This is a genomic window from Streptomyces sp. NPDC041108 (assembly GCF_055592645.1).
In genome coordinates, this window is sequence record NZ_JBVIYK010000004.1 from 206,239 (window position 1) to 229,390 (window position 23,152).

Sequence of the window (23,152 nt, forward strand, 5' to 3'; positions counted from 1 at the left end):
AACCCGTGATGACCTTCGTCGTGGGGCGGGGGCGAGGGTGGAGGGGTCCCCGCGCCCCTTTCGGGGCGCGTTCGCGTTCAGCCCTTCTTCGCGGTCGCCCAGGCGTGCTGGGCCGCGACGTCCCGCTTGATGTCGGCCAGCTGGACCGCCACCGCGCTCGGGGCCGTGCCGCCGCGGCCGTTGCGGGAGGCGAGGGCGCCGGGGACGTTGAGGACCGTGCGGACCTCGGGGGTCAGATGGGCGGAGATCTTGGCGAACTGGTCGTCCGTCAGATCGTTCAGCTCCTTGTCCTCGGACTCGGCGACCTTGACGCACTCACCGGCGACCTCGTGGGCGACACGGAAGGGGACGCCCTGCTTGACGAGCCACTCGGCGACGTCGGTCGCGAGGGAGAAGCCGGCCGGGGCCAGTTCCTCCATGCGCTCGCGGTGGACGGTGAGCGTGGCCATCATGCCGGTGAAGGCGGGGAGCAGGATCTCCAGCTGGTCGATGGAGTCGAAGACCGGCTCCTTGTCCTCCTGGAGGTCGCGGTTGTAGGCCAGCGGCAGGGCCTTCAGCGTCGCCATCAGGCCCGTGAGGTTGCCGATCAGGCGGCCGGACTTGCCCCGGGCCAGCTCCGCGATGTCCGGGTTCTTCTTCTGCGGCATGATCGACGAGCCCGTCGAGAAGGCGTCGTGGAGGGTCACGAAGGAGAACTCCTTCGTGTTCCAGATGATGACCTCCTCGGCGATCCGGGAGAGGTTCACGCCGATCATCGCGGTGATGAAGGCGAACTCGGCGACGAAGTCACGGGAGGCCGTGCCGTCGATGGAGTTCGCGGAGCTGCCGTGCTCGAAGCCCAGGTCCCTGGCAACCGCCTCCGGGTCCAGTCCGAGGCTGCTGCCCGCGAGGGCGCCCGATCCGTACGGGGAGACGGCCGTGCGCTCGTCCCACTGGCGCAGCCGCTCCGCGTCCCGCGAGAGGGACTGGACATGGGCGAGGACGTGGTGGGCGAACAGGACCGGCTGGGCGTGCTGGAGGTGCGTACGGCCGGGCATCGCCACGTCCGGGTGGGCCTCCGCCAGACCGATCAGCGCCTCCTGCAGCTCGGCGATCAGACCGCCGACCGTACGGGCGTGGTCGCGCAGGTACATCCGGAAGAGGGTCGCGACCTGGTCGTTGCGGGACCGGCCGGCGCGCAGCTTGCCGCCCAGGTCGGGGCCCAGACGCTCCAGGAGGCCGCGCTCCAGGGCGGTGTGCACGTCCTCGTCGGCGACGGTGCCGAGGAACTCGCCCGACGCCACGTCCGCTTCGAGCCGGTCCAGGCCGGCGATCATCCGGGTCAGCTCGTCCTCGGTGAGCAGGCCGGCCTTGTGCAGCACGCGCGCGTGGGCGCGGGAGCCCGCGATGTCGTACGGGGCCAGACGCCAGTCGAAGTGGACCGACGCGGACAGCTTCGCCAGGGCCTCCGCGGGACCGTCGGCGAAACGGGCGCCCCAGAGCCGTACGTCACCGCTGTTGCTGCTCACTCGCGTTGCTCCTAGATCTCCGCGTACTGCGCTGTTCGCTGTCATGCATGAGTATGCAGAACTCTGCATGAATCGTCAATCCGAGAGAACTTTGGGAGATGCGGAGAAAGCTTTGAACAAATGAAACCGCTTGCTCGTAACTCTCACCGAACGCAGGCGCCGCGTTAGTTCACACCGACCACACCCGACCCGAGTGAGGCATCCGCATGTCCAGGGCTCTTCCGAAGTACAACAAGCGTCGCGTAGGGATCATCGGCGGCGCCGCCGCGGTCGTGCTCTCCGGAGCGGTCATCGCGGGTTCCGCTCTCGCCGGTGAGGGTGCCAACAACGACGGGCAGGACGCCGCCGCGTCCCCCGGCACCATCTCGTGCCCGGCGGTCGAGGGCAGCCTTCCGGCGATCCCCGCCTCCGCCCAGGCCGAGGTCGACAGCAACCTCGCCCAGCTGCAGACCCAGATCCAGGAAGCCAACAAGCGCCTCGTCGACACGGTCGGCCAGGGCGGCGCGAACTTCGTCCAGAACGCCATCCTCGGCCCGCTGGAGGACAAGCGCGTCGCCGCGCTGAACCGCATCGAGACCGCCATCGGCCGCGCCGCCGCCAAGCCCGAGGGCCTGGAGAAGCTCGCCCCCTGCCAGCTCGACCAGGGCGACGCCGCGGGCGCCGGCGACCAGGCGGGCGCCGGAGCGGGTGCGGACGCCGGGGCCGGAGCGGGCGAGGCCGGTGCCGAGGACAACGCGGGTGCCGCGGGCACCATCTCCTGCCCGGCCGTCGAGGGCAGCCTCCCGGCGATCCCCGCCTCCGCCCAGGCCGAGGTCGACCGCAACCTCGCCCTCCTCGACACCCAGATCCAGGAAGCCAACCAGCGCCTGATCGACACCGTCGGCCAGGGCGGCGCGAACTTCGTCGACAACGCCATCCTCGGCCCGCTGGAGGACAAGCGCGTCGCGACGCTGAACCGCATCGAGACCGCCATCGGCCGCGCCGCCGCCAAGCCCGAGGGCCTGGAGAAGCTCGCCCCCTGCCAGCTCGACCAGGGCGGCGCCGCGGGCGCCGGCGAGGAAGCGGGCGCGGGCGAGGAGGCCGGAGCCGAGGCCGGTGCGGGTGAGGACGCCGCCGAGGCCGGCGACGCCGGCGACGCCGGTGCCGAGGACAACGCGGGTGCCGCGGGCACCATCTCCTGCCCGGCCGTCGAGGGCAGCCTCCCGGCGATCCCCGCCTCCGCCCAGGCCGAGGTCGACCGCAACCTCGCCCTCCTCGACACCCAGATCCAGGAAGCCAACCAGCGCCTGATCGACACCGTCGGCCAGGGCGGCGCGAACTTCGTCGACAACGCCATCCTCGGCCCGCTGGAGGACAAGCGCGTCGCCGCGCTGAACCGCATCGAGACCGCCATCGGCCGCGCCGCCGCCAAGCCCGAGGGCCTGGAGAAGCTCGCCCCCTGCCAGCTCAACCAGTAGTCCTCCGGCTCGGCCGGAGTGACCTCCTGCGCTCCTGATCGGGGCGACAGGGGCCGTGGCCGCCCCGCGCGCCGACCGGGGCGGCCACGGAAGACCCGGTTCCGGGTGGATCCCCGCAAGGGGACCCACCCGGAATTCGCGTTCCCGCACCCGATCCGCACACCCGGCTCCGTGCCCGGCCCCTCGAAGAATTCCTTAGACAGGCGAAGTTTTTCCGTCAATAATCGTTAGACATGGGAAAGACTTACGAGCGCATCGACGGCCGCCTCCGTACCTTCATCGAGGCCCAGCCCCTCTTCTTCACCGCCTCGGCGCCCCTGTCGGCCGACGGCACGGTCAACCTCTCCCCCAAGGGTCTGCGGGGTTCGTTCGTGGTCCTCGACGAACTCACCGTCGCCTACCTGGACTTCGCGGGCTCCAACGCGGAGACGATCGCCCACCTGCGCGAGAACGGCCGGATCACCCTCATGTGGTGTGCCTTCCAGGGCCCGCCCACCATCGTGCGGGTGCACGGCACGGGTGAGGCCGTCTTCCGCGACGATCCGCGCTTCGCCGGGCTCCTCGCCCGCTTCCCCGACATCGACCCCGCCCCGCACGGTCTGCGCGCCGTCATCGTGGTCCGCGCCGAGCGCATCCGCGACAGCTGCGGCTACGCCGTGCCGTTCATGGCGTACGAGGACGACCGCGACCTGCACGGCAGGCGCTTCGCCCGCGAGGACGACGACTCGCTCAGCGCCTACTTCGGCTCCAAGGAGCACATCGCGACCAGCCTGGACGGTCTTCCCGGGCTGCCGCTGCCACTGCCGCCCTCCGGCGGCTGACGCGCGGGCGGCGCGCGGGCGGCGCGGCCGTCCCCGCGCCACCGGTCCTCCGGCGCGGCGAGTTGTCCACACGGTTGAACACACGGCACTCCCTGCACGTACGTGAGGGCCAAGGGTCCAGCCCACCACGGAGGAACCGTGTCCACGATCGCCGGAGGTCGCGCCGCGCGCCGCCAGACGATGCGCCGCATCCGACCTCGTCGTTCTCCCGCCGTCCCGCTGCTGATCGCCTTCTGGGCGGGCGCGGCCGCGGTGGTGTGGCTGTGGTGGGACAACACCGCGTCCATCGCGGACCAGGGCAGCAAGATGGTCAACGCCGGGCGGATCACGGGTCTGCTCGCCGGATACCTGATGGCCCTGGTGGTGCTCCAGATGGCCCGGGTGCCCGCGCTGGAACGGCGGGTCGGCTCCGACCGGGTGGCCCGCTGGCACGCGATGACCGGCCGCTACACGCTCTGCCTGGTCGTCGCGCACGTCGTCCTCACGATGTACGGGTACGCCCTCCAGGCCGGCCTCACCCACACCGCGATCCTCCAGCAGACGATCGACTCGATCAACCAGCTGCCGGACATGGGCAAGGCCGCCATCGGCACCGGTCTGCTGGTGTTCATCGGGCTCATCTCGATCGGCCCGGTGCGCAAGCGGATCCCGTACGACGTCTGGTACCACACGCACCTGCTGACGTACGCGGCCACGTTCCTGACGTTCTGGCACCAGATCACCACCGGCAACGAGTTCGCCGCCACCCCCGCCGCGAAGACCGGCTGGTACGCGCTGTACGGATCGGTGACCGCCCTGGTGGTCTGGTACCGGATCATCAGCCCGATCAAGCTGAACATGAAGCACCGGCTGCGGGTCGAGGCGGTCATCGAGGAGTCGCCCGGCATCGTCTCGGTGCTGATGAGCGGGCGCAAGCTGCACCGGATGGGCGCGGAGGCCGGACAGTTCTTCCGCTGGCGCTTCCTCGCCCCGGGCATGCGCTTCAGCTCGCACCCGTACTCGCTGTCGGCGGCCCCTCGTCCCAACATGCTACGCATCACGGTCAAGGCGATCGGCGACCACAGCTCGGCCCTGCGCGACCTGGAGCCCGGCGTCCGGGTGTGGGCGGAGGGCCCGTACGGGGCGCTCACCGCCGGCAAGCGCAGCCGGGGCAAGGTGCTGCTGGTGGCCGGCGGTGTGGGCATCACCCCGATGCGGGCCCTGTTCGAGACGCTGCCCGGCGCGGCCGGTGACCTGACCCTGCTCTACCGGGCCAACACCACCCAGGACCTCGCCCTGTGGGACGAGCTGGCGCAGATCGCCGAGGAGCGCGGGGCGCGGCTGATGTACGCGGTGAACAGCCCGGAGGGCGAACGCCCGGACATCTCGCCGGACTCCCTGCGCCGCAAGATCCCGGACATCGAGACCCACGACGTCTTCCTGTGCGGGCCGCCCGGCTTCGCGCAGGGCGTCTACGAGGCGCTGCGCGGTGCGGGCGTCCCGACCCGCCGTATCCACCACGAGTCGTTCGAGATGTGAGCGAGGGGATGGCCGGGCGTGGGTCCCGCCCGCCCGGCCGTCCCAGCCGTCCGCCCCGGACCGTTCCAGCCGTAGGTCCGGGGACCGTCCCAGCGGCAGGTCACCAGGACCTGCCCACCCCGACTTTCTGGCCATGGGTTTCCCCACGGGTTCGCCCCACGGGTCTCCCCCGCGAGACTTCACACCTCAGGAGCTGAAGGAGCGATGAAGAAGAGCCACCCCATCCGGCGGACCCTGCTCGCCACCGCCGCCACCGTGTCCGGCATCGTGCTGCTGCTGTCGCTGAAGCCGGCCTCGGACGCCGGATCGGTACAGGCCGGGGCGGCCGGGGGCGTCCCTTCGGCACAGGGCGGGGTGGCGGCGGGCGCGCAGACCCTGACGGGTTCCGCCGTCGACACCGAGTACGGCCCCGTCCAGGTCCGGATCACCGTCGACGGCGGCCGGATCACCAAGGCCGAGGCCGTGCAGCAGCCCAGCGGCGGCCGCTCCACCCAGATCAGCGGCGACGCCATCCCCAAGCTGAACCAGGCGGCGGTGACGGCGAGCAGCGCCGACATCGACGCGGTGTCCGGCGCCACCTACACCAGCGCCGGCTACAAGGAATCCCTCCAGTCCGCCCTGGACCAGGCCGGCAAGGCGCAGGACTCGGGCGCCCAGGTGCTCACGGGGACCACCGTCAAGACGGACTACGGGCCGGTCCAGGTCCGGATCACGGTCAGCGGCGGCAAGATCACCAAGGCCGAGGCCGTACAGGCGCCGAGCGGCGGCCGTTCCACCCAGATCACCGGCGACTCGGTGCCGAAGCTGAACCAGGCGGCCGTGGCGGCGGGCAGCGCCGACATCGACGCCGTCTCCGGCGCCACCTACACCAGCGCCGGCTACAAGGAATCCCTCCAGTCCGCCCTGGACCAGGCCGGCAAGGCGCAGGGCTCGGGCACCGAGGTCGAGGCGGGCGGCGACGCGCAGGACGCGGGCGGCGACGCCGAGGGGTCCGGGGCCGGGCAGGCGACGGGCACACAGGTGCTCACGGGCTCCGCCGTCAAGACGGACTACGGGCCGGTCCAGGTCCGGATCACGGTCACCGACGGCAGGATCACGAACGCCGAGGCGCTGCAGCAGCCCACCGGCGGCCGTTCCACCCAGATCAGCGGTACCGCCATCCCCCAGCTCAACAAGAACGCCGTCTCGGCAGGGAGCGCTGACATCGATGCTGTCTCGGGCGCCACATACACCAGCGGTGGCTACAAGCAGTCCCTCCAGTCCGCCCTGGACCAGGCAGGCTGACCCGATGGCCGAACCCGTCGGAGCCCCCGCGCCAACCCAGCTGCGGCACGCCGAGGAGGTCATGGGGACCGTCTTCTCGTTCGACGTACGGGGAGGCGAGCAGGCCGCGGTCAGGGCCGCGCTCGACGAGGCGGTGGCCGGGCTCCACGCCGTGGACGAGGTGTTCAGCACCTACCGCGAACACAGTCAGATCTCCCGGCTCGCGCGGGGCGAGGTCTCGATCGAGGAGTGCGCTCCCGAGGTCGGTGAGGTGCTCGACCTGTGCGCCGAGGCCGAGCGGTCGAGCGGTGGCTGGTTCAGCGCCACGTACGAGGGCCGCTTCGACCCGACCGGGCTGGTGAAGGGGTGGGCCACCGAACGGGCGGCCCGGCTGCTGGTCGACGCCGGGGCGACCGGGGTGAACCTGAACGGGGGCGGAGACGTCCAGTTGTACGGCGTCCCCGGCCCGGAGCGGCCGTGGCGCGTCGGCGTGGCGGACCCCCTGCGCCCCGGGGGGCTCGCGGCCGTCGTCACCGCCGCCGGCGCGGACCGGCTGGCGGTGGCCACGTCCGGCACGGCCGAGCGGGGCGCGCACATCGTCGACCCCCGCACCAGGAAGTCCGCGGTGACCGACCTGGTCTCGGTGACGGTGGTGGCCCCCAGCCTCACCTGGGCCGACTGCTGGGCCACGGCCGCCTTCGCCATGGGATCCCGCGAGGGCCTGGCGTGGCTGGAGTCGCTGGAGGACACGGAGGCGCTGCTGATCACGGCGGGCGACGAGGTCCGCTGCACCGGAGGGCTGGCGGCTCGACTGGGCTGAGCCGCGGCCGGGCCGGGGCGGTGGCGGGTGTGATCGGGCAGCGGCGGGCGGAACCGCCCGGTACCCCGCGCGGCTCCCCCTCGGTGTCCGTTCCGGGACGGGTCAGTGCCCGTTCTGGGCGAGCCTCAGCAGGTGGTCGGCCAGCGCCTGTCCGCCCACGGGGTCCCGGCTGATCAACATCAGTGTGTCGTCACCCGCGATGGTCCCCAGGATGTCGTGCAGCTCGGCCTGGTCGATGGCCGAGGCCAGGAACTGGGCCGCGCCCGGCGGTGTCCGGAGCACCACCAGGTTCGCCGAGGCCTCCGCGGAGATCAGCAGTTCCGCGGAGAGCCGCCGCATGCGCTCCTCCTTGGCCGACCCCCCGAGCGGCGCCCGAGGGGTCCTGAATCCCCCCTCGCTCGGCACCGCGTAGATCAGGTCGCCGTCGGTGTTGCGGATCTTCACCGCGTTCAGCTCGTCCAGGTCCCGGCTGAGCGTCGCCTGGGTGACGCTCAGCCCGTCGTCGGACAGCAGCTTCGCCAACTGGCTCTGCGACCGCACGGGTTGCCGGTTGAGGATGTCCACGATCCGCCGGTGGCGTGCGGTGCGGGTCTGCGGCACGGCGGGCCCTGCCTGGTCGTGCTCCTGCGCCTGGCTCATCGTCGTCTCATTCTCCGGCTCGTCCGTCCCCGCTGGCTTCGTGCGCCGCCCGGGCCGCGTCGAGGATGCCGGGCAGCGCCCGGAGGAGGGCGTCCACGTCCGCGTCCGCCACGTTGAGCGCGGGCATCAGCCGTACGACATCGGGGGCGGGCGCGTTCACCAGGAAACCGGCGTCCTGTGCGGCCTGTTGCGCCAGGGGCGCGAGCGGCTCGGTGAGCACGATACCCAGCAGCAGGCCCGCGCCGCGGACGTGGTCGATCATCGGGTCCCCGAGCGACTCGATGCCGTCGCGCAGCTTCTCGCTCTGCCGCTTGACGTTCTCCAGCAGGCCCTCCGCCCGGATGGTCTCCAGGACGGCGAGTCCGGCGGCGCAGGCGACCGGGTTGCCGCCGAACGTGGTGCCGTGCTGCCCGGGCCGGAGCAGCTCGGCGGCCCGTCCGAAGGCGACGGTCGCGCCGATCGGCAGTCCGCCGCCGAGGCCCTTGGCGAGGGTGACGACGTCCGGCAGGACGCCCTCGTGCGCCTGGTACTCGAACCAGTGCCCGGTCCGGCCGACGCCGGTCTGCACCTCGTCGAGGACGAGCAGCGAGCCGGTGGCGGCCGTGATGGCCCGCGCCGCCTTCAGATAGCCGGCCGGCGGGACCACCACGCCCTTCTCGCCCTGCACGGGCTCGATGATGACGAGGGCCGTCTCCTCGGTGACGGCGGCGGCCAGGGCCTGCGCGTCGCCGTACGGGACGTGGGTGACGTCGCCGGGCAGCGGGTGGAAGCCGGTCTGTTTGCCGGGCTGGCCGGTCAGGGCGAGCGCCCCCATGGTGCGGCCGTGGAAGCCGCCGTCGGTCGCGACCATGTGGGTGCGCCCGGTGAGCCGGCCGATCTTGAAGGCGGCCTCGTTGGCCTCGGCGCCCGAGTTGCAGAAGAAGACCTTGCCGTCGCGGCCGAAGATCTCCAGGAGCCGTTCGGCCAGAGCGACCGGCGGTTCGGCGACGAACAGGTTGGAGACATGGCCGAGGGAGGCGATCTGGGTGCTGACGGCCTCGACGACCGCCGGGTGGGCGTGGCCGAGCGCGTTGACCGCGATCCCGCCGACGTAGTCGACGTACTCCTTGCCGTCGGCGTCCCACACCTTGCTGCCGGCGCCGCGGACGAGCGAGAGTTTCGGAGTGCCGTAGTTGTCCATGAGCGAGCCCCGCCACCGCTGGGTCAGCTCCTCGTTGGCGGTCATACGGCGTCCCCCTGTTCCGCGTCCGGCACGACCATCGTGCCGATGCCCTCGTCGGTGAAGATCTCCAGCAGGATCGAGTGCTGGACCCGGCCGTCGATGACACGGGCCGTCTGGACGCCGTTGCGTACGGCGTGCAGGCAGCCCTGCATCTTCGGCACCATGCCGGAGGACAGGTCCGGCAGCAGCTTCTCCAGCTGGGTGGCGGTGAGGCGACTGATCACCTCGTCGCTGTTCGGCCAGTCCTCGTAGAGGCCCTCGACGTCCGTGAGGACCATGAGGGTTTCGGCGTCAAGAGCAGCAGCGAGTGCCGCAGCCGCCGTATCAGCATTGACGTTGTAGACATGTCCGTCGTCCTGGCTACGGGCGATCGACGAGACGACCGGGATGCGGCCGTCGGCGAGCAGTGCCTCGATCGCGCCCGTGTCGATCGCGGTGATCTCGCCCACCCGCCCGATGTCGATCAACTCCCCGTCGATCTCGGGCTGGTGCCTGGTGGCGGTGATGGTGTGCGCGTCCTCGCCGGTCAGTCCGACGGCGAGCGGTCCGTGCTCGTTGAGCAGGCCGACCAGTTCGCGCTGGACCTGTCCGGCGAGCACCATGCGGACGACGTCCATGGCGTCCTCGGTGGTGACGCGCAGGCCGGCCCTGAACTCGCTGACGATGCCGTGCCGGTCGAGGGCGGCGCTGATCTGCGGGCCGCCGCCGTGCACGACGACGACGTTGAGCCCGGCGTGCCGCAGGAAGACGACGTCCTGGGCGAAGGCGGCCTTGAGGTCCTCGTCGATCATGGCGTTGCCGCCGAACTTGATGACGACCGTCTTGCCGTTGTGACGGGTCAGCCAGGGCAGCGCTTCGATGAGGATCTGGGCCTTGGGGAGGGCGGTGTGCTTCCGCGTGGTGCTCATGAGGAGTACGCGCTGTTCTCGTGGACGTAGTCCGCGGTGAGGTCGTTGGTCCAGATGGTGGCCGTCTCGGAGCCCGCGGCGAGGTCGGCGACGATGTGCACCTCGCGGTAGCGCATGTCGACCTTGTCGCGGTCCTCGCCGACACCCCCGTTCTTGCAGACCCAGACGCCGTTGATGGCGACGTTGAGGCGGTCCGCCTCGAAGGCGGCGGACGTGGTGCCGATCGCGGAAAGGACCCGGCCCCAGTTGGGGTCCTCTCCGTGCAGGGCGCACTTGAGGAGGTTGTTGCGGGCGACGGAGCGGCCCACCTCGACGGCGTCGGCCTCGGTCGCGGCGTTCACGACCTCGATCCTGATGTCCTTGCTCGCGCCCTCGGCGTCCCGGATCAGCTGCTGGCCCAGGTCGTCGCAGACCGCGCGGACGGCCTCGGCGAACTCCTCGTACCCCGGGGTGACTTCGGCGGCGCCGGAGGCGAGCAGCAGCACGGTGTCGTTGGTGGACATGCAGCCGTCGGAGTCGACGCGGTCGAAGGTCGTGCGCGTCGCGGCGCGCAGGGCCCGATCGAGCGCGTCGCTCTCCAGGTCGGCGTCGGTGGTGAGGACGACGAGCATGGTGGCGAGGCCGGGAGCGAGCATGCCGGCGCCCTTCGCCATCCCGCCGACCGTCCAGCCGTCCTTCGTCACGACGGCCGTCTTGTGCACGGTGTCGGTGGTCTTGATGGCGATGGCCGCCTTCTCACCGCCGTGCTCGGAGAGCTGCGCGGCGGCCGTCTCGACACCCGGGAGCAGCTTGTCCATGGGCAGGAGTACGCCGATGAGGCCGGTGGAGGCGACGGCGATCTCGCCCGCGCTGTGGCCGTCGAGGACCTCCGCGGCCTTCTCGGCGGTCGCGTGCGTGTCCTGGAAGCCCTGCGGGCCCGTACAGGCGTTGGCGCCGCCGGAGTTGAGGACGACGGCCGACACACGGCCGCCCTTCAGCACCTGCTCGGACCAGAGGACCGGCGCGGCCTTCACCCGGTTGGAGGTGAAGACTCCGGCGGCGGCGAGGCGGGGTCCGGTGTTGACCACGAGGGCCAGGTCCGGGTTGCCGTTCTCCTTGATCCCGGCGGCGATGCCCGCCGCCGTGAATCCCTTGGCTGCCGTCACGCTCACGGTGCGACTCCGATCGTCGAAAGCCCCGTCGTCTCGTGGAGTCCGAGGGCGATGTTCATGCTCTGGAGGGCGCCACCGGCGGTGCCCTTGGTGAGGTTGTCGATGGCGCTGATCGCGATGATCCTGCCCGCGGCCTCGTCGTACGCGACCTGCACCTGAACGGCGTTGGAACCGTGGACGGACGCCGTGGCGGGCCACTGCCCCTCGGGGAGCAGATGGACGAACGGCTCGTCGGCGAACGCCTTCTCGTACGCGGCGCGCACGGAGTCGGCGGTGACGCCGGGCCTCGCCTTCGCGCTGCAGGTGGCGAGGATGCCGCGGGACATCGGGGCGAGGGTCGGTGTGAAGGACACGGTGACCGGCTCGCCGGCCACGCCGGCGAGGTTCTGCATCACCTCGGGCGTGTGCCGGTGGCCGCCGCCGACGCCGTACGGGGTCATGGACCCCATGACCTCGCTGCCCAGCAGGTGCGTCTTGGGTGCCTTGCCCGCACCGGAGGTGCCGGAGGCGGCGACGATCACGGCCTCGTTCTCGGCGATGCCGGCCGCGTACGCCGGGAACAGGGCCAGGGTGACGGCCGTGGGGTAGCAACCGGGTACCGCGATGCGCTTGGACCCCTCCAGCGCGGCGCGGGCACCCGGAAGTTCGGGGAGCCCGTAGGGCCAGGTCCCGGCGTGGGGCGAGCCGTAGAAGCGCTCCCAGTCGGCGGGGTTCTCGAGCCGGAAGTCGGCGCCCATGTCGATGACGAGCACGTCCGGGCCCAGCTGCTCGGCCACGGCCGCGGACTGCCCGTGCGGCAGCGCGAGGAACACGACGTCGTGTCCGGCCAGGGCCTCGGGCGTGGTCTCCTGCAGCACCCGGTCGGCCAGGGGCAGCAGATGCGGCTGGAGCCCGCCCAGCCGTCGGCCCGCGTTCGAACTGCCGGTCAGCGCACCGATCTCCACTTCGGGGTGTGCGAGCAGCAGGCGCAGCACTTCGCCGCCCGCATAACCACTCGCTCCCGCCACCGCCACACGTACCGCCGCCATGGAATCCTCCTCCTGGATGGCATGACTATACGTTTCGCTGCACGTTTATGCAATCTTTGTGGAGGCGGTGCATGGGTCTCGGCCGAAAAGCGCGGGGTCCCTCCCGGTCCCGTACGGCGCGGACGGCGTCACCGAGCGTTGCATAGGATCGCCGGCATGGCTCTGCGACCTGTTCAGGTGAACATCAAGGCTGTGGACGATTCGGCGCTCGGCCGGTTCTGGGCGCGGGCGCTCGGCTGGAGTGTCTCCGGCTCGGGATCGGGCGCGACCGCCGCCCAGCCCGCCGGCTTCGATTGGCGTGAACCGGTCGGCGTGGGTGTCGACGTCATCGCCGTACCCGAGGCCGGGTCGACGGCGAAGAACCGGACGCACCTCGATCTGGCCACCACCTCCGCGGCCCATCAGCGGGAGCTGGTCGAACGCCTGCTGGCTCTCGGTGCGACGCCCGCCGACGTGGGCCAGGGCGATGTGCCGTGGACGGTCCTCGCCGACCCGGAGGGAAACGAGTTCTGCGTGCTGGAACCGCGGGAGGTCTACCGCGACACCGGGCCGATCGCCGCGGTGGTGGTCGACTGCGTGGATCCGCGGGCCATGGCGCGGTTCTGGGACGCGGCCACGGACTGGACCCTGCGCGAGGTGACCGACGACCGTGCGGTGCTGCGCTCCGCCGAGGACGTCGGCCCGTATCTGGAGTTCCTCCGCACGCCCGGAGCGCGGACCGGACAGGACCGCGTCCATCTCGACCTGCTGCGGTTCCCCGACGACGACCACGAGGCGGAGACGACCCGGCTGCGGGCCCTCGGCGCCACCGACCTCGACGTCGGACAGGGCGAGGTGCCGTGGAGATGCCTGGCGGACCCGGAGGGCCACCCGTTCTGCGTCCTCGCCCGCTCCTGACACGGCGCCCGCACGGCCGGCCTCGTGGCGGACACGCCCGAGTCTTCGCCCCCCGTCCGGCTAATGCGCCGGTTCCTCCGCCAGCCTCCGCATCGCGGCACGCGGGAGCGCGGGGTTGGCGGCCGCGGATTCCGCCACCTCGGGGTCGGGGTCGGCCAGCAGGGCCGTGACGATCTGGGGCGGAAGTGCCGGATGGCCGGCGGCCAGGCGTTTCGCCCGCTCGTCCGCCAGGCAGGCCAGCAGGGCCGGTGCCGTCGCACGGGGATGGCGGGCGATCTCGCGCAGGGCCTTACGGGCCGGAGGGCTGTGCCGGGACACGTGCTCCAGCAAGGAGGGGGTGGCGTCCGGATTGGCGGCCACCCCGGCGATGACCTGGACACCGTGCCGGTCGGCCATGGCCCGCAGCCGTGCTTCACCGAGGCCGGGGTGCGCGGCGACGGACGCGGCGACCTTGGCGTCGGAGTCGTCGGCCAGCACGGCACTGATCGGAGCCGGCAGATCACGCCGTCGCGCCAGGAGCATACGGACGACCGCGTGCGGCGACCTGGCCAGCTCCTCCACCTCGGCGGGTGTGGCCGAGGCGATCCGCGGCAGCAGGGTGCTGCCGATCCGGGTGCCGACGGCCACGCGGGTGAGCACGTCGAGCGGCACCCGTGGGTTGTGCGCGAGCGCGCGCCGTACGTCGGGGGAGCTGTCGCCGGCCGACACGAGCATCAGGGTGCGGTCGATCGCGGGGTTCTCGGCGAGGTCGGCGCGGACGCCGGGGGTGGGGTCCCCGGCGAGCCGGGCGTACGCCTCCGGGGGCAGACCGGGGCGGGCGGCGAGCGCCCGGCGCAGCACCGCCGAGGGGTGGCCGGCGAGGCCCGCGACGGCGTGAGCCGGAGTGGACGGATTCTCCAGGGCCGCCCACAGGGTGTCCAGCGCGGTGGATGCGTGGGAGCCGTCGCAGGAGGCGCCCGGCCGCAGCTCGCAGTCGTGGCGCGCGCAGTCCGGGTCGTGCGTGAACGGCGGCTCGTCGCGGTCGCAGACCAGGCAGTGCCGCGCGGGCGGCAGGACCTCCCCGTCGACGAGCGCCGCCAGCACGTCCGGCGGCGCCGATTCGTTGGCCGCCACCGCCCGGCGGACCTCGGCATGCGGATGCCCGGCGAGCCGGGCGGCCACGTCCGGCGGGGCCCACCGGGCCAGCTCCACGACGACCCGTATGTCCTGATCGGCCGCGAGGGTCTCCACCACGTCCTCGGGCAGCCCGGGGCAGGCGGCCAGCCTCTCCCGGTGCTCGACCACCGGATCCGCCGCGAGGAGGCGGGCCCACGCGGGGTCGCCGGCACCCTCGTCGAGCAGGGCGAGGGCGACACGCGGCTGGGCCGCGGGGTCGACGTCGGCGGCGGTCAGCCGGCCCCCGTACGCCAGTTGCACACCGTTCAGCTCGCTCCGCGAGGCCAGCTGGAGGGTCTGCGCGTGGCTGAGATCGTCCCGGCCGGTGAGGTGGTGGTCGACGTCGTCGTCCGCCAGCGCGACGAGCCGGTCGACCAGCTCGGCCGGCAGAGCCGGATTGACGGCGAGCCCGCACAGGAGGTGGTTCACGGGGGCATCCTGCCCCGGGCCCCTGCCGGACGGCTCACGAATTTCCGCCGGCCGCGGGACCCGTGGGCCGGACCACGCCCCGGACCCGCCCAGGACGGCGGACGGCAGACGGCAGACGGCAGACGGCAGACGGCAGACGGCAGACGGCTCAGGAACGAAAGGTCAGGAACGACGGGTCAGGAATCACAGGCCAGGAACGACAGGCCAGGAACGACAGGTCGGGAACGACGGGTCAGGAACGGCGGTCGTCCGACCGGTCCGCCCGCTCCGCGTTGCGCTTCTTGATGCGGGCGCCTTCCTTGCGGACCTCGGCCTGGGTGGCCCGCTCCTTCTGGAGCCACTCCGGGCTGTCCTGCCGGAGCGCCTCGATCTGCTCGGTGGTGAGGGCCTCGGTGACTCCGCCGCGTGCGAGGCCCGCGATGGAGACGCCCAGCCTCTCGGCGACGACGGGGCGCGGGTGCGGGCCGTTGCGGCGCAGCTCCTCCAGCCAGGCGGGCGGGTTCGTCTGGAGCGCGGTCAGCTCGGCGCGGGAGACGACGCCCTCCTGGAACTCGGCGGGCGTGGCCTGGAGGTACACACCCAGCTTCTTCGCCGCGGTGGCGGGCTTCATGGTCTGGGCGGTCTGGTGCGACGTCATGGGTCAAGGGTATCGACCGCTTGCACGACCGCCGACCACGACCGCCGCGGTCACCGCCCGCGATGACCGGTCCGGTGCCCCCGCCCGTTAGCCTGGTGCTGTGACAGGCTCGGAAGCATCCCCTTCGTTCCGGCTCGCTTACGTCCCGGGAGTGACGCCCACCAAGTGGGTGCGGATCTGGAACGAGCGGTTGCCCGACGTCCCCCTGACCCTCCTCCAGGTCTCCCCCGCCGAAGCGTTCGGCGTGCTGCGGGACGGCGGCGCCGACGCCGGCTTCGTACGGCTCCCGGTGGACGGTGACGACCTCAGCGCGATCCCTCTCTACGCCGAGACCACGGTGGTCGTGGTCCCCAGGGACCATGTCGTGGCAGCGGTCGACGAGGTGACGACCGGGGACCTGGCGGACGAGGTCGTCCTGCATCCTCTCGACGACACCCTCGGCTGGGAGCGGCCGCCGGGAGAGCCGGCGTTCGAGCGTCCCGCCACCACGGCGGACGCGATCGAGCTGGTGGCGGCCGGGATCGGCCTGCTCGTCGTCCCCCAGTCGCTGGCCCGGCTCCACCACCGCAAGGACCTCACCTACCGCCCGGTCACGGACGCCCCGGAATCCCGCGTCGCCCTGTCCTGGCCGCAGGAGGCGACGACCGACCTGGTCGAGGACTTCATCGGCATCGTCCGGGGCCGTACGGTCAACAGCTCACGCGGCCGTGCCAAGGACCCGGCGGAGAAGCAGCCCCCGAAGGACGGGCGCCCGGCCCAGGGCGGCGCCCGCCGCCAGCCCACGGCAGGCAAGCCGGCGCCCCGCAAGCCCCGTGGCGGCACGGGCGGCAACCGGAACGCCAAGAGCGGCGGCAGGACCGGAAAGCCCCGCCGTCGCTCCTAGGGCCCGGCCTCCTCACCACTGCTGCGGAGGCCGCGGCCCCCTCACCGCTTCTTGATCCGCAGGAACGTCACGGAGTTCGCCGGAAACGTGTAGCTGAACTTCTCGGCCACCCCGCCGAACGTGGACCTCACCGGCGCGACCGGTGTGGCCGTCTCCGTGTTCACCGCCTCCGGCGCGGCCGTCAGCGTGGTCACGTGGGCGGTGGAACGCACCTGCGCGTCCCCGAGGTCGATGGACGTACGCGCCGCCGACGGCTGGGCGTTGACGACCTTGACGATCAGCTCACCGGTCTCCGCGTCCCGCGTCACGACCTGGCGGAACGGCTCGGCCGGCTTGTCGTCGGTGAAGCTGCCCCACTCCTTGCCGTCGAGGAGCAGGGTCACCTTCCGCCCGCGCACCTCGACCTCGATGTCGTAGGTGCGGCCCGTCTCGATCGTGCCCGGCTTGGAGATCAGCGAGGACTTGCCGCCGTCCACGGCCTGTTCGACCGCGCTGGTGGTGTTGTTCCAGCCGCCGAGGTTCCACCAGTAGTAGTTGCCGGTGTCCTTGACGCCGAAGGCGACGAGGAAGCCCTCCTTGCCCGCCTTCTTGGTGGCCTTCACCTTCAGGTCGTAGTCGTGCCAGGCGGTGTCACCGGCCGAGACCATGGTGTTCTCGGCGGCCACGTCGGTCTGGGTGTACTGCCCGTCCTGGATGCTCCAGCTGCCCCTGCCGGTGTGGGTCCACTGCGAGGCGTCACCGCCGAAGTCGTCGGTGAGCAGGCTCGTGCCGTCGGCCGCGGTCACCCGCACGTCGTCGTACGCCGCTGTCGTGGCCCAGGTGGACAGGCCCACGGCACCGGTGATGGGGCCGGAGAGGGCCGGCGTGCCGGTCGCCGTCGACGGGACCACGCGGTCGCCGACGTTGTTCATGAAGAGCTTCTGCGTCTCGTAGTTGGCGGAGTTCCACGACGCGTGGTTGTTGAACCAGATCATGTCGGGGCTCCACTGCACGTAGTCCTCGTTGGCGAGGAGCGGCGCGTAGGAGGCGAGCTTCACGATGTCGGCGTTGCGCTCCAGGCCGGTCATGAACGCGGCCTCGGAGAGGGCGTTCTTGAAGGCGTTGCCCTGGGAGGCGTACTCGCCGAGGAAGACCTTCGGGCCGCTTCGGTCGTAGGAGTCGTAGCGGTCGTTGTTCTGGAGGAACCACTGCGGGCTGTTGTAGTAGTGCTCGTCGACCATGTCGACGTGACCCTCGCGGTTCAGCTTCCAGGCGGTGTCGAAGGTGGCCCCCGTGTCGTCGGGGCCGGAGTTCGAGATCACCGTGATGCCGGGGTACTTCGCCGCGATGGCGGCCCGGAACTGGCTGAAGCGGGCGAAGAACTCGTTCGGCAGGTTCTCCTCGTTGCCGACGGCGAGGTGGGTGAGGTGGAAGGGCTCCGGGTGGCCCATCTTCGCGCGCTTGGCGCCCCACTCGCTGGTCACGGGGCCGTTGGCGAACTCGATGAGGTCGAGGGTGTCCTGGATGTGCCGCTGGAGCAGGGCGTCGTCCTCGGTGGCCCTGTTCTGGCCGCAGCCGGTGACCAGGGCGGGCACCACGGGCAGCGGCATCGCGCCGATGTCCTCGGAGAACTGGAAGTACTCGTAGTAGCCGAGTCCGTAACTCTGGTTGTATCCCCAGAAGTTGGAGTTGGTGGCGCGCTGCTCGACGGGGCCGATGGTGTCCTTCCACTGGTAGGAGCGTTTGCGCTCCCAGTTCGAGGCCGCGCTGTAGTCCTGCATGGAGCCGGTGTTGACGAGGCAGCCGCCGGGGAAGCGGACGAAGCCGGGCTTCAGTGCGGCGATCTTCTCGGCGAGATCCTCACGCAGACCGTTCCTGTGGCCCTTGTAGGTGTCGCGCGGGAAGAGGGAGACCTCGTCGAGGGCGGCGGCACCGGCGGTGGAGACGGTCAGCCGGCCGTCGGAACTGGCCCGCGTCGCCCTGAGGCGGACCTTGTACTTCGCCCAGCCGCCCTTGACCGTGACCTCGGTGGCCTCGGCGAGGGCGCCGTCGGCGTCCTGGAGGGTGACGGTCAGCGCCGTACGGCTCTCGGCGCGGGCCCACACCGAGAAGTCGTACCGTTCGCCCTTCTCGACGCGGATCCCGGTGTTGTAGCCGGTGTTGGTGACGGCTGAACCGGCGCCCAGGGAGAGGTAGTTGCGGTTGCGCTCGTTGAGCCGGCCGGCGTCGTCCACGACCCGCGCGGTGCCGTCGACGGACCAGGAGGTGAGGGGTGTGTAGGCGCGGTTGTCGGCGGTCGAGTACTCGAAGGACCGGTTCTGGACCAGCTCGGCGTACAGACCACCGTCTGCGGCCCGGTTGATGTCCTCGAAGAAGACGCCGTACATCGTGTCGTCGATCTTCGCGCCCTCGGTGGAGGGGTCGACGGTGATCGCGTAGTCGGTGACTTCCTCGGCGTGTGCGGGTGCCGGGACCAGGGCGGCCGTCGTCAGGAGGGCGGTGGCGGTGAGGCCGAGTCTCCAACGGGCGCGGGTGCTGCGTGACATGAATACTCCGCGGCTCGGGGTGGGGGGCATGAGGGCGTGAGGAACAGGGAGTTGTTCGAAATATCAGGCAATGATCAGCACATCGAACGGCAAGATAGGGAGGTGACCGGAGCAGCGTCAACGGGTCGCGCGGTACCGAAAGTGTCGGAAGTGAAGGACGGATGAGCGATTTCCTGCCAGTTCCCGATGCCCTGGCGTACCTCTCCGGCAGCTGGCGGGTCGTGCGATCGGTGCGGGACCTCACGAGCGGGGCCGAGGGGGTGTTCACGGGCAGTACCATTTTCAGCCCGCTGAACGGCGATGGGCTGCTCCACCGGGAGGCCGGAACTTTCGTGTGGCAGGGCGTCTCCCGCCCCGCCGAACGCACCCTGCGCTTCCTGCCGGGCTCCGCCCCCGGCACGGCGGACGTGCGTTTCGGCGACGGTCGCCCCTTCCACGACCTGGACCTGACCACCGGCCACTGGCGTACGGACCATCCGTGCGCCGCCGATCTCTACCGGGGCGAGTTCGAGGTCCACGACGAGGACCGCTGGCGGACGCTCTGGCGGGTCGGCGGCCCCGCGAAGGACCTGCTCATGGTCACCGACCTCACCCGCGAGCGAGCGCGCTGAGGGGCCGGCGCCCGTCTACCGCGCGGCGCCCAGCCGCAGGTTCCAGCGGCCCGCGTGACCCGCGACCGTGACCGTCGACAAGGGGCCGACGTCCATGTTCCAGTACGACGACGGCGGGGCCTTGAGCGCGTAGACCAGGGCGGCACGCAGGACGGACGGCTCGGCCACGGCGACGATCCGGCAGCCCTCCTCGGCGGGCCGGGTCTCGAGCCAGCCGCCGATGCGGGAGATGAAGGTGGTCAGCGACTCCCCGCCGTGCGGCGTGGAGCGGGGGTCGGCGAGCCAGGTGTCCACGGCCGAGGGCTCCCGCGCCATGGCCTCACCGAGAGTGAAGCCGCGCCAGCGGCCCATGTCGCAGTCCCGCAGCGCGGGCTGGGCCAGCGGGGCGTAGCCGAGGGCGTCCCCGGTGGCCCGGCTGCGGGGGGTGGGGGAGCAGTAGCGCAGCTCGGCCGCCGCCAGGGGCACCAGCTCATGGGCGGCGCGCTGCACTTCGTCCCAGCCGGCCTGGTCCAGCGGCCGGTCGTCCTCGAAGCGTTCCGCGAGCAGCGAGGAGCAGCGCGCGGCGGCGACGAACGTGACCCGAAGTGGCATGCGGCGATGGTGGAACGGGAGACTGCGCAGGTCAAGAGGCGTTACTCAGGAGTTACCAGGGCTATCGCGCCGCGCACCCGACACACTCGTCCGCGCACCCGACGCACTCGTCCGCACGCCCGGGCCTCACTCGGACACCAGCGCCATCCACCGGTCGGGCTCGGCCAGCGGCTCGAACCCGAGCTTGGCGTAGACCCCGTGCGCGTCGTGCGTGGCGAGCAGGACGCGCCGCAGCCCGTACCGCCGCAGGTGGTCACGGACGGCCGCGACCATGGCGGTGCCCAGCCCCTTCCCGCGCACCGACGGGTCGACGTACACGTCGCAGAGCCAGGCGAACGTGGCCCGGTCGGTCACCACCCGGGCGTACGCGACCTGCTCCCCCGAACCCTCCGCGTACACACCGAAGTTGAGGGAACCGCGGATCGCGCTCTCCAGCTTCTCGCGGGGGCGGCCGAGGGCCCAGTACGCGTCGGTGGACAGCCAGTGGTGAACCCGGGCCACGTCCAGGCGGTCGGGGTCGTCGGACATCTCGTAGCCCCCGGGGAGGGCCGGCTCGTCGTTCATGGCTGGACGTTCGCAGGTCACAGGCCCGCTGTCGACCAATTTACGGCCGTCGCCAGCCGCCGTACCCCTTCCGCGATCTCGCCCGCCCCCGCGACACCCGCGAAGCTCAACCGCAGGTGTCCGGCGGGGGGTTCGGCACTGAAGTAGGGGCGGCCGGGGGTGACGGCGACACCCGCGCGGAGGGCGGCGGCGACCAGGTCGGGCTCGTCGGTGCCGTCGGGCAGGCGCAGCCACAGGTGGTAGCCGCCGGAGGGGATGTGGGGCAGGGCGAGTTCGGGCAGGCGCATCCGCAGCTCGGTGGTGAGCGCGTCGCGGCGGTTGCGCAACTCCCGGGAGACCGCGCGCAGATGGCGGGGCCAGGCGGGTGAGCCGACCAGTTCGAGGGCGGCCTCCTGGAGGGGGCGGGGGACGAAGAAGGTGTCGACGACCTGGATGGCGCGCAGCCGTTCCAGGACCGGCCCGCGGGCGGCCAGGGCGCCCACCCGGAAGCTGGGCGAGGTGGCCTTGGTGAGCGAGGAGACGTGCACGACCACGCCGTCGGGGTCCTCGGCCGCCAGGGGCGCGGGCAGGGGGCCGGCGTCCTCGTGCACGAGCCGGCGGACGAAGTCGTCCTCCACGACGAAGGCCCCCGCCTCGCGGGCGATCCGCAGCACCTCACCCCGGCGCTCCACCGAGAGGGCGGCGCCGGTGGGGTTCTGGAAGAGGGGCTGGCAGACGAAGACCCGGGCCCCGGACGCCTTGAACGCGTCGGCGAGCAGGGCGGGCCTGACCCCGTCCGCGTCCACGGGCACGGGCACGGGCCGCAGCCCGGCCGCCCGCGCGATCGCCAGCATGCCCGGATAGGTGGGCGATTCGACCAGTACCGGCGCTCCGGGCGGCGCGAGGGCGCGCAGGGCGGTGGTCAGGGCGGACTGGCCGCCCGCCGCGACGATCACCTCGGCCGCGGTGATCGCCCCGCCGATGCTCCGCGCGAACCACTCCCGCAGTTCCGGTACGCCCTCGACCGGCGGCCGGGCCCACACTCCGGGCCGCCGCCCGGCTCTCGACAGGGCGGCGCCCATGGCCTGCTCCGGTTGCAGCGACGGGTGCAGATAGCCGCTGTTGAACTCGATCACACCGGGAGGCGGGGAGGCGAGGGAGACCAGCACCCCGGAGGCGTCCACCGTGCGGGGCGACGGCTCGGCGCCGCCGTCCGCGCTGAGCGCGACCTCCTGCCAGGAGGTGTCCCCCGCCGGCGCCCCGCTCTCGCGCGGCCGCGCCCGGAAGGCGCCCGCCCCCGGCCGGGTCACCACGAGCCCCTCGGCGGCCAGTTGCGCCAGGGCCCGCGAGACGGTCACCGGGCTCACCCGGAAGCGCTCGACGAGCGCCCGACTCGACGGCAGCTTTCCACCGGGAGAGTAGCGGTCCAGCTCCTTCCTCAGCTGTTCCGCCAGTTCCGCACCACTGCTACGCTCATGCATGAGAGCAGAGAGTAGCGCTATCGCCGATGATTCAGTAGCGGTGGACCGCGGCCCGCAGCCCGGTGGGCAACGCCCGGGGCCCGCCGGGACCCGGGCGCCGGGGACCACCGCGACCGTCCCCCGCACCCGTACCCGCACGGGCGGCACCCTCCAGGCCGCCCTCGGTGTCACCGCCTTCTCCCTCACCTTCCCGGCCACCGCCTGGGGCCTGGAGAGCTTCGGCCCCTGGTCGCTGGTCGCCGTGCGCTGTGTCCTCGCCGCCGTCGCCGCGGGGGGCTGTCTGCTGGCCCTGCGGGTGCGGCCGCCCGCCCGCCGGCACTGGGCGGGGCTCGCGGTCGTGGCCGCCGGCGTCGTCCTGGGGTTCCCCCTTCTGACCACGCTCGCGCTGCGGACCTCGACCACCGCCCACGCCGCCGTGGTGGTCGGCCTGCTGCCGCTGACGACGGCGCTGCTCTCGGCACTGCGCACGGGTACGCGCCCCTCGCGCACCTTCTGGGCCGCCGCCCTCGCCGGGGCCGCCGCCGTGATCGCCTTCACCGTGACGCAGAGCGGCGGCGCCCTGACCACCGCCGACCTGTACCTCTTCGCCGCCCTGCTGGTCTGCGCGGCCGGTTACACCGAGGGCGGCCGACTGGCCCGGGTGATACCCGGCTGGCAGGTCATCGGCTGGGCCCTGGTGCTGTGTCTGCCGCTGAGCGTGCCGGGAGCCCTGCTGGCCCTGACCCACGAGCCGGTCCGGCTGAGCGCGCACGGCGTGGCCGGGCTGCTGTGGGTGGCGGCCGGGTCCCAGTTCCTGGGGCTGGTGGTCTGGTACCGGGGCATGGCGGCGATCGGCATACCGAAGGCCAGCCAGTTGCAGCTGGCGCAGCCCCTGCTCACACTGGTGTGGTCGGTGCTGCTCCTCGGCGAGCAGCTCACCCCGGCCGCTCCCCTGACGGCCGCCGCCGTGCTGGTCTGCATCGCGGTCACCCAGCGTTCCTCCGCCTGAGGACGTCTGGGAGCCCGTCGCGCACACCGGTCCAACCGGCGCCGCCCGCACTAGACTGCGGTCACGGAACGCCACTC

At 72.1% G+C, this 23,152-nt stretch carries 20 protein-coding genes and 1 pseudogene; 9 read left to right on the top strand and 12 right to left on the bottom strand.

Annotated features, from left to right (window positions below):
* Window positions 1-77: 77 nt before the first annotated feature.
* The gene (argH, locus tag ACZ6BB_RS14085; RefSeq protein WP_471615477.1) at window positions 78-1,508 is read right to left on the bottom strand and encodes an argininosuccinate lyase; all 1,431 of its coding nucleotides are present in this window, start codon (window positions 1,506-1,508) and stop codon (window positions 78-80) included.
* 206 nt (window positions 1,509-1,714) lie between these two features.
* On the opposite strand from argH, the pseudogene ACZ6BB_RS14090 reads away from it, so the two are divergent.
* The 5 genes and pseudogenes from ACZ6BB_RS14090 to ACZ6BB_RS14110 form a co-directional block, all read left to right on the top strand.
* Window positions 1,715-2,542, top strand: a pseudogene (locus ACZ6BB_RS14090) (hypothetical protein); the annotation flags it as partial.
* Window positions 2,543-3,198: 656 nt separating this feature from the next.
* A complete protein-coding gene (locus tag ACZ6BB_RS14095) occupies window positions 3,199-3,786 on the top strand; it encodes a pyridoxamine 5'-phosphate oxidase family protein (RefSeq protein ID WP_471615478.1) in 588 nt (195 codons plus the stop codon).
* A gap of 180 nt (window positions 3,787-3,966) precedes the next feature.
* Window positions 3,967-5,304, top strand: a complete 1,338-nt coding sequence (locus ACZ6BB_RS14100; protein WP_471615732.1) for a ferredoxin reductase family protein — start codon at window positions 3,967-3,969, stop codon at window positions 5,302-5,304.
* 204 nt (window positions 5,305-5,508) lie between these two features.
* Window positions 5,509-6,588: an FMN-binding protein gene (locus ACZ6BB_RS14105; protein WP_471615479.1), complete on the top strand. Its 1,080-nt coding sequence runs from the start codon at window positions 5,509-5,511 to the stop codon at window positions 6,586-6,588.
* A gap of 4 nt (window positions 6,589-6,592) precedes the next feature.
* Window positions 6,593-7,387 (top strand): FAD:protein FMN transferase, encoded by a 795-nt coding sequence (locus ACZ6BB_RS14110; protein ID WP_471615480.1) that lies wholly within the window; start codon window positions 6,593-6,595, stop codon window positions 7,385-7,387.
* A gap of 102 nt (window positions 7,388-7,489) precedes the next feature.
* On the opposite strand, the gene ACZ6BB_RS14115 is transcribed toward ACZ6BB_RS14110, so the two are convergent.
* From ACZ6BB_RS14115 to argC, 5 genes are read right to left on the bottom strand one after another with little or no spacing between them, the layout of a single operon-like run.
* Window positions 7,490-8,026: an arginine repressor gene (locus ACZ6BB_RS14115; RefSeq protein ID WP_013004946.1), complete on the bottom strand. Its 537-nt coding sequence runs from the start codon at window positions 8,024-8,026 to the stop codon at window positions 7,490-7,492.
* A gap of 7 nt (window positions 8,027-8,033) precedes the next feature.
* Entirely contained in the window at window positions 8,034-9,251 is a 1,218-nt protein-coding gene (locus tag ACZ6BB_RS14120; protein WP_471615481.1) for an acetylornithine transaminase, read from the bottom strand.
* Window positions 9,248-10,156 (bottom strand): acetylglutamate kinase, encoded by a 909-nt coding sequence (gene argB, locus ACZ6BB_RS14125; RefSeq protein WP_471615482.1) that lies wholly within the window; start codon window positions 10,154-10,156, stop codon window positions 9,248-9,250. Before argB ends, ACZ6BB_RS14120 begins: the two co-directional genes overlap by 4 nt.
* The gene (gene argJ / locus ACZ6BB_RS14130; RefSeq protein WP_471615483.1) at window positions 10,153-11,307 is read right to left on the bottom strand and encodes a bifunctional glutamate N-acetyltransferase/amino-acid acetyltransferase ArgJ; all 1,155 of its coding nucleotides are present in this window, start codon (window positions 11,305-11,307) and stop codon (window positions 10,153-10,155) included. The genes argB and argJ overlap by 4 nt, the downstream gene beginning before the upstream one ends.
* Entirely contained in the window at window positions 11,304-12,335 is a 1,032-nt protein-coding gene (gene argC / locus ACZ6BB_RS14135; RefSeq protein ID WP_471615484.1) for an N-acetyl-gamma-glutamyl-phosphate reductase, read from the bottom strand. Before argC ends, argJ begins: the two co-directional genes overlap by 4 nt.
* A 156-nt stretch (window positions 12,336-12,491) precedes the next feature.
* Between argC and ACZ6BB_RS14140 the strand changes: the two genes are divergently transcribed.
* Entirely contained in the window at window positions 12,492-13,232 is a 741-nt protein-coding gene (locus ACZ6BB_RS14140) for a VOC family protein (RefSeq protein ID WP_471615485.1), read from the top strand.
* A gap of 60 nt (window positions 13,233-13,292) precedes the next feature.
* On the opposite strand, the gene ACZ6BB_RS14145 is transcribed toward ACZ6BB_RS14140, so the two are convergent.
* Together ACZ6BB_RS14145 and ACZ6BB_RS14150 are read right to left on the bottom strand one after the other, a co-directional pair.
* Window positions 13,293-14,816 (bottom strand): hypothetical protein, encoded by a 1,524-nt coding sequence (locus ACZ6BB_RS14145; protein WP_471615486.1) that lies wholly within the window; start codon window positions 14,814-14,816, stop codon window positions 13,293-13,295.
* Between the two features lie 232 nt (window positions 14,817-15,048).
* On the bottom strand, window positions 15,049-15,453 hold the full coding sequence (locus ACZ6BB_RS14150) for a DUF5997 family protein (protein WP_471615487.1): 405 nt from the start codon (window positions 15,451-15,453) through the stop codon (window positions 15,049-15,051).
* A 100-nt stretch (window positions 15,454-15,553) separates the two neighbouring features.
* Between ACZ6BB_RS14150 and ACZ6BB_RS14155 the strand changes: the two genes are divergently transcribed.
* Window positions 15,554-16,336: a LysR substrate-binding domain-containing protein gene (locus ACZ6BB_RS14155; protein WP_471615488.1), complete on the top strand. Its 783-nt coding sequence runs from the start codon at window positions 15,554-15,556 to the stop codon at window positions 16,334-16,336.
* Window positions 16,337-16,377: 41 nt separating this feature from the next.
* On the opposite strand, the gene ACZ6BB_RS14160 is transcribed toward ACZ6BB_RS14155, so the two are convergent.
* On the bottom strand, window positions 16,378-18,861 hold the full coding sequence (locus tag ACZ6BB_RS14160; RefSeq protein ID WP_471615489.1) for an alpha-L-arabinofuranosidase C-terminal domain-containing protein: 2,484 nt from the start codon (window positions 18,859-18,861) through the stop codon (window positions 16,378-16,380).
* A gap of 161 nt (window positions 18,862-19,022) precedes the next feature.
* Here ACZ6BB_RS14160 and ACZ6BB_RS14165 point away from each other — a divergent pair, with 161 nt between their 5' ends.
* Window positions 19,023-19,472 (top strand): DUF6314 family protein, encoded by a 450-nt coding sequence (locus tag ACZ6BB_RS14165; protein WP_471615490.1) that lies wholly within the window; start codon window positions 19,023-19,025, stop codon window positions 19,470-19,472.
* A 15-nt stretch (window positions 19,473-19,487) separates the two neighbouring features.
* On the opposite strand, the gene ACZ6BB_RS14170 is transcribed toward ACZ6BB_RS14165, so the two are convergent.
* The 3 genes from ACZ6BB_RS14170 to ACZ6BB_RS14180 form a co-directional block, all read right to left on the bottom strand.
* On the bottom strand, window positions 19,488-20,063 hold the full coding sequence (locus tag ACZ6BB_RS14170) for a histidine phosphatase family protein (RefSeq protein ID WP_471615491.1): 576 nt from the start codon (window positions 20,061-20,063) through the stop codon (window positions 19,488-19,490).
* Between the two features lie 126 nt (window positions 20,064-20,189).
* On the bottom strand, window positions 20,190-20,627 hold the full coding sequence (locus tag ACZ6BB_RS14175) for a GNAT family N-acetyltransferase (protein WP_471615492.1): 438 nt from the start codon (window positions 20,625-20,627) through the stop codon (window positions 20,190-20,192).
* Window positions 20,628-20,644: 17 nt separating this feature from the next.
* Window positions 20,645-22,087, bottom strand: coding sequence for an aminotransferase-like domain-containing protein (locus ACZ6BB_RS14180; RefSeq protein WP_471615493.1), 1,443 nt, complete (start codon window positions 22,085-22,087; stop codon window positions 20,645-20,647).
* Between ACZ6BB_RS14180 and ACZ6BB_RS14185 the strand changes: the two genes are divergently transcribed.
* Window positions 22,086-23,075 (top strand): DMT family transporter, encoded by a 990-nt coding sequence (locus tag ACZ6BB_RS14185; RefSeq protein ID WP_471615494.1) that lies wholly within the window; start codon window positions 22,086-22,088, stop codon window positions 23,073-23,075. The genes ACZ6BB_RS14180 and ACZ6BB_RS14185 overlap by 2 nt on opposite strands.
* Window positions 23,076-23,152: the final 77 nt, after the last annotated feature.

Bases quoted from the DNA above. Each gene is read 5' to 3' on its own strand.
- argB (WP_471615482.1), bottom strand. From the start codon at position 10,156: ATGAGCACCACGCGGAAGCACACCGCCCTCCCCAAGGCCCAGATCCTC.
- ACZ6BB_RS14110 (WP_471615480.1), top strand. From the start codon at position 6,593: ATGGCCGAACCCGTCGGAGCCCCCGCGCCAACCCAGCTGCGGCACGCC.
- ACZ6BB_RS14100 (WP_471615732.1), top strand. From the start codon at position 3,967: ATGCGCCGCATCCGACCTCGTCGTTCTCCCGCCGTCCCGCTGCTGATC.
- ACZ6BB_RS14150 (WP_471615487.1), bottom strand. From the start codon at position 15,453: ATGACGTCGCACCAGACCGCCCAGACCATGAAGCCCGCCACCGCGGCG.
- ACZ6BB_RS14180 (WP_471615493.1), bottom strand. From the start codon at position 22,087: ATGCATGAGCGTAGCAGTGGTGCGGAACTGGCGGAACAGCTGAGGAAG.
- ACZ6BB_RS14160 (WP_471615489.1), bottom strand. From the start codon at position 18,861: ATGTCACGCAGCACCCGCGCCCGTTGGAGACTCGGCCTCACCGCCACC.
- ACZ6BB_RS14165 (WP_471615490.1), top strand. From the start codon at position 19,023: ATGAGCGATTTCCTGCCAGTTCCCGATGCCCTGGCGTACCTCTCCGGC.
- ACZ6BB_RS14175 (WP_471615492.1), bottom strand. From the start codon at position 20,627: ATGAACGACGAGCCGGCCCTCCCCGGGGGCTACGAGATGTCCGACGAC.
- ACZ6BB_RS14170 (WP_471615491.1), bottom strand. From the start codon at position 20,063: ATGCCACTTCGGGTCACGTTCGTCGCCGCCGCGCGCTGCTCCTCGCTG.
- ACZ6BB_RS14185 (WP_471615494.1), top strand. From the start codon at position 22,086: ATGAGAGCAGAGAGTAGCGCTATCGCCGATGATTCAGTAGCGGTGGAC.
- ACZ6BB_RS14140 (WP_471615485.1), top strand. From the start codon at position 12,492: ATGGCTCTGCGACCTGTTCAGGTGAACATCAAGGCTGTGGACGATTCG.
- ACZ6BB_RS14105 (WP_471615479.1), top strand. From the start codon at position 5,509: ATGAAGAAGAGCCACCCCATCCGGCGGACCCTGCTCGCCACCGCCGCC.
- ACZ6BB_RS14115 (WP_013004946.1), bottom strand. From the start codon at position 8,026: ATGAGCCAGGCGCAGGAGCACGACCAGGCAGGGCCCGCCGTGCCGCAG.
- ACZ6BB_RS14120 (WP_471615481.1), bottom strand. From the start codon at position 9,251: ATGACCGCCAACGAGGAGCTGACCCAGCGGTGGCGGGGCTCGCTCATG.
- argC (WP_471615484.1), bottom strand. From the start codon at position 12,335: ATGGCGGCGGTACGTGTGGCGGTGGCGGGAGCGAGTGGTTATGCGGGC.
- ACZ6BB_RS14095 (WP_471615478.1), top strand. From the start codon at position 3,199: ATGGGAAAGACTTACGAGCGCATCGACGGCCGCCTCCGTACCTTCATC.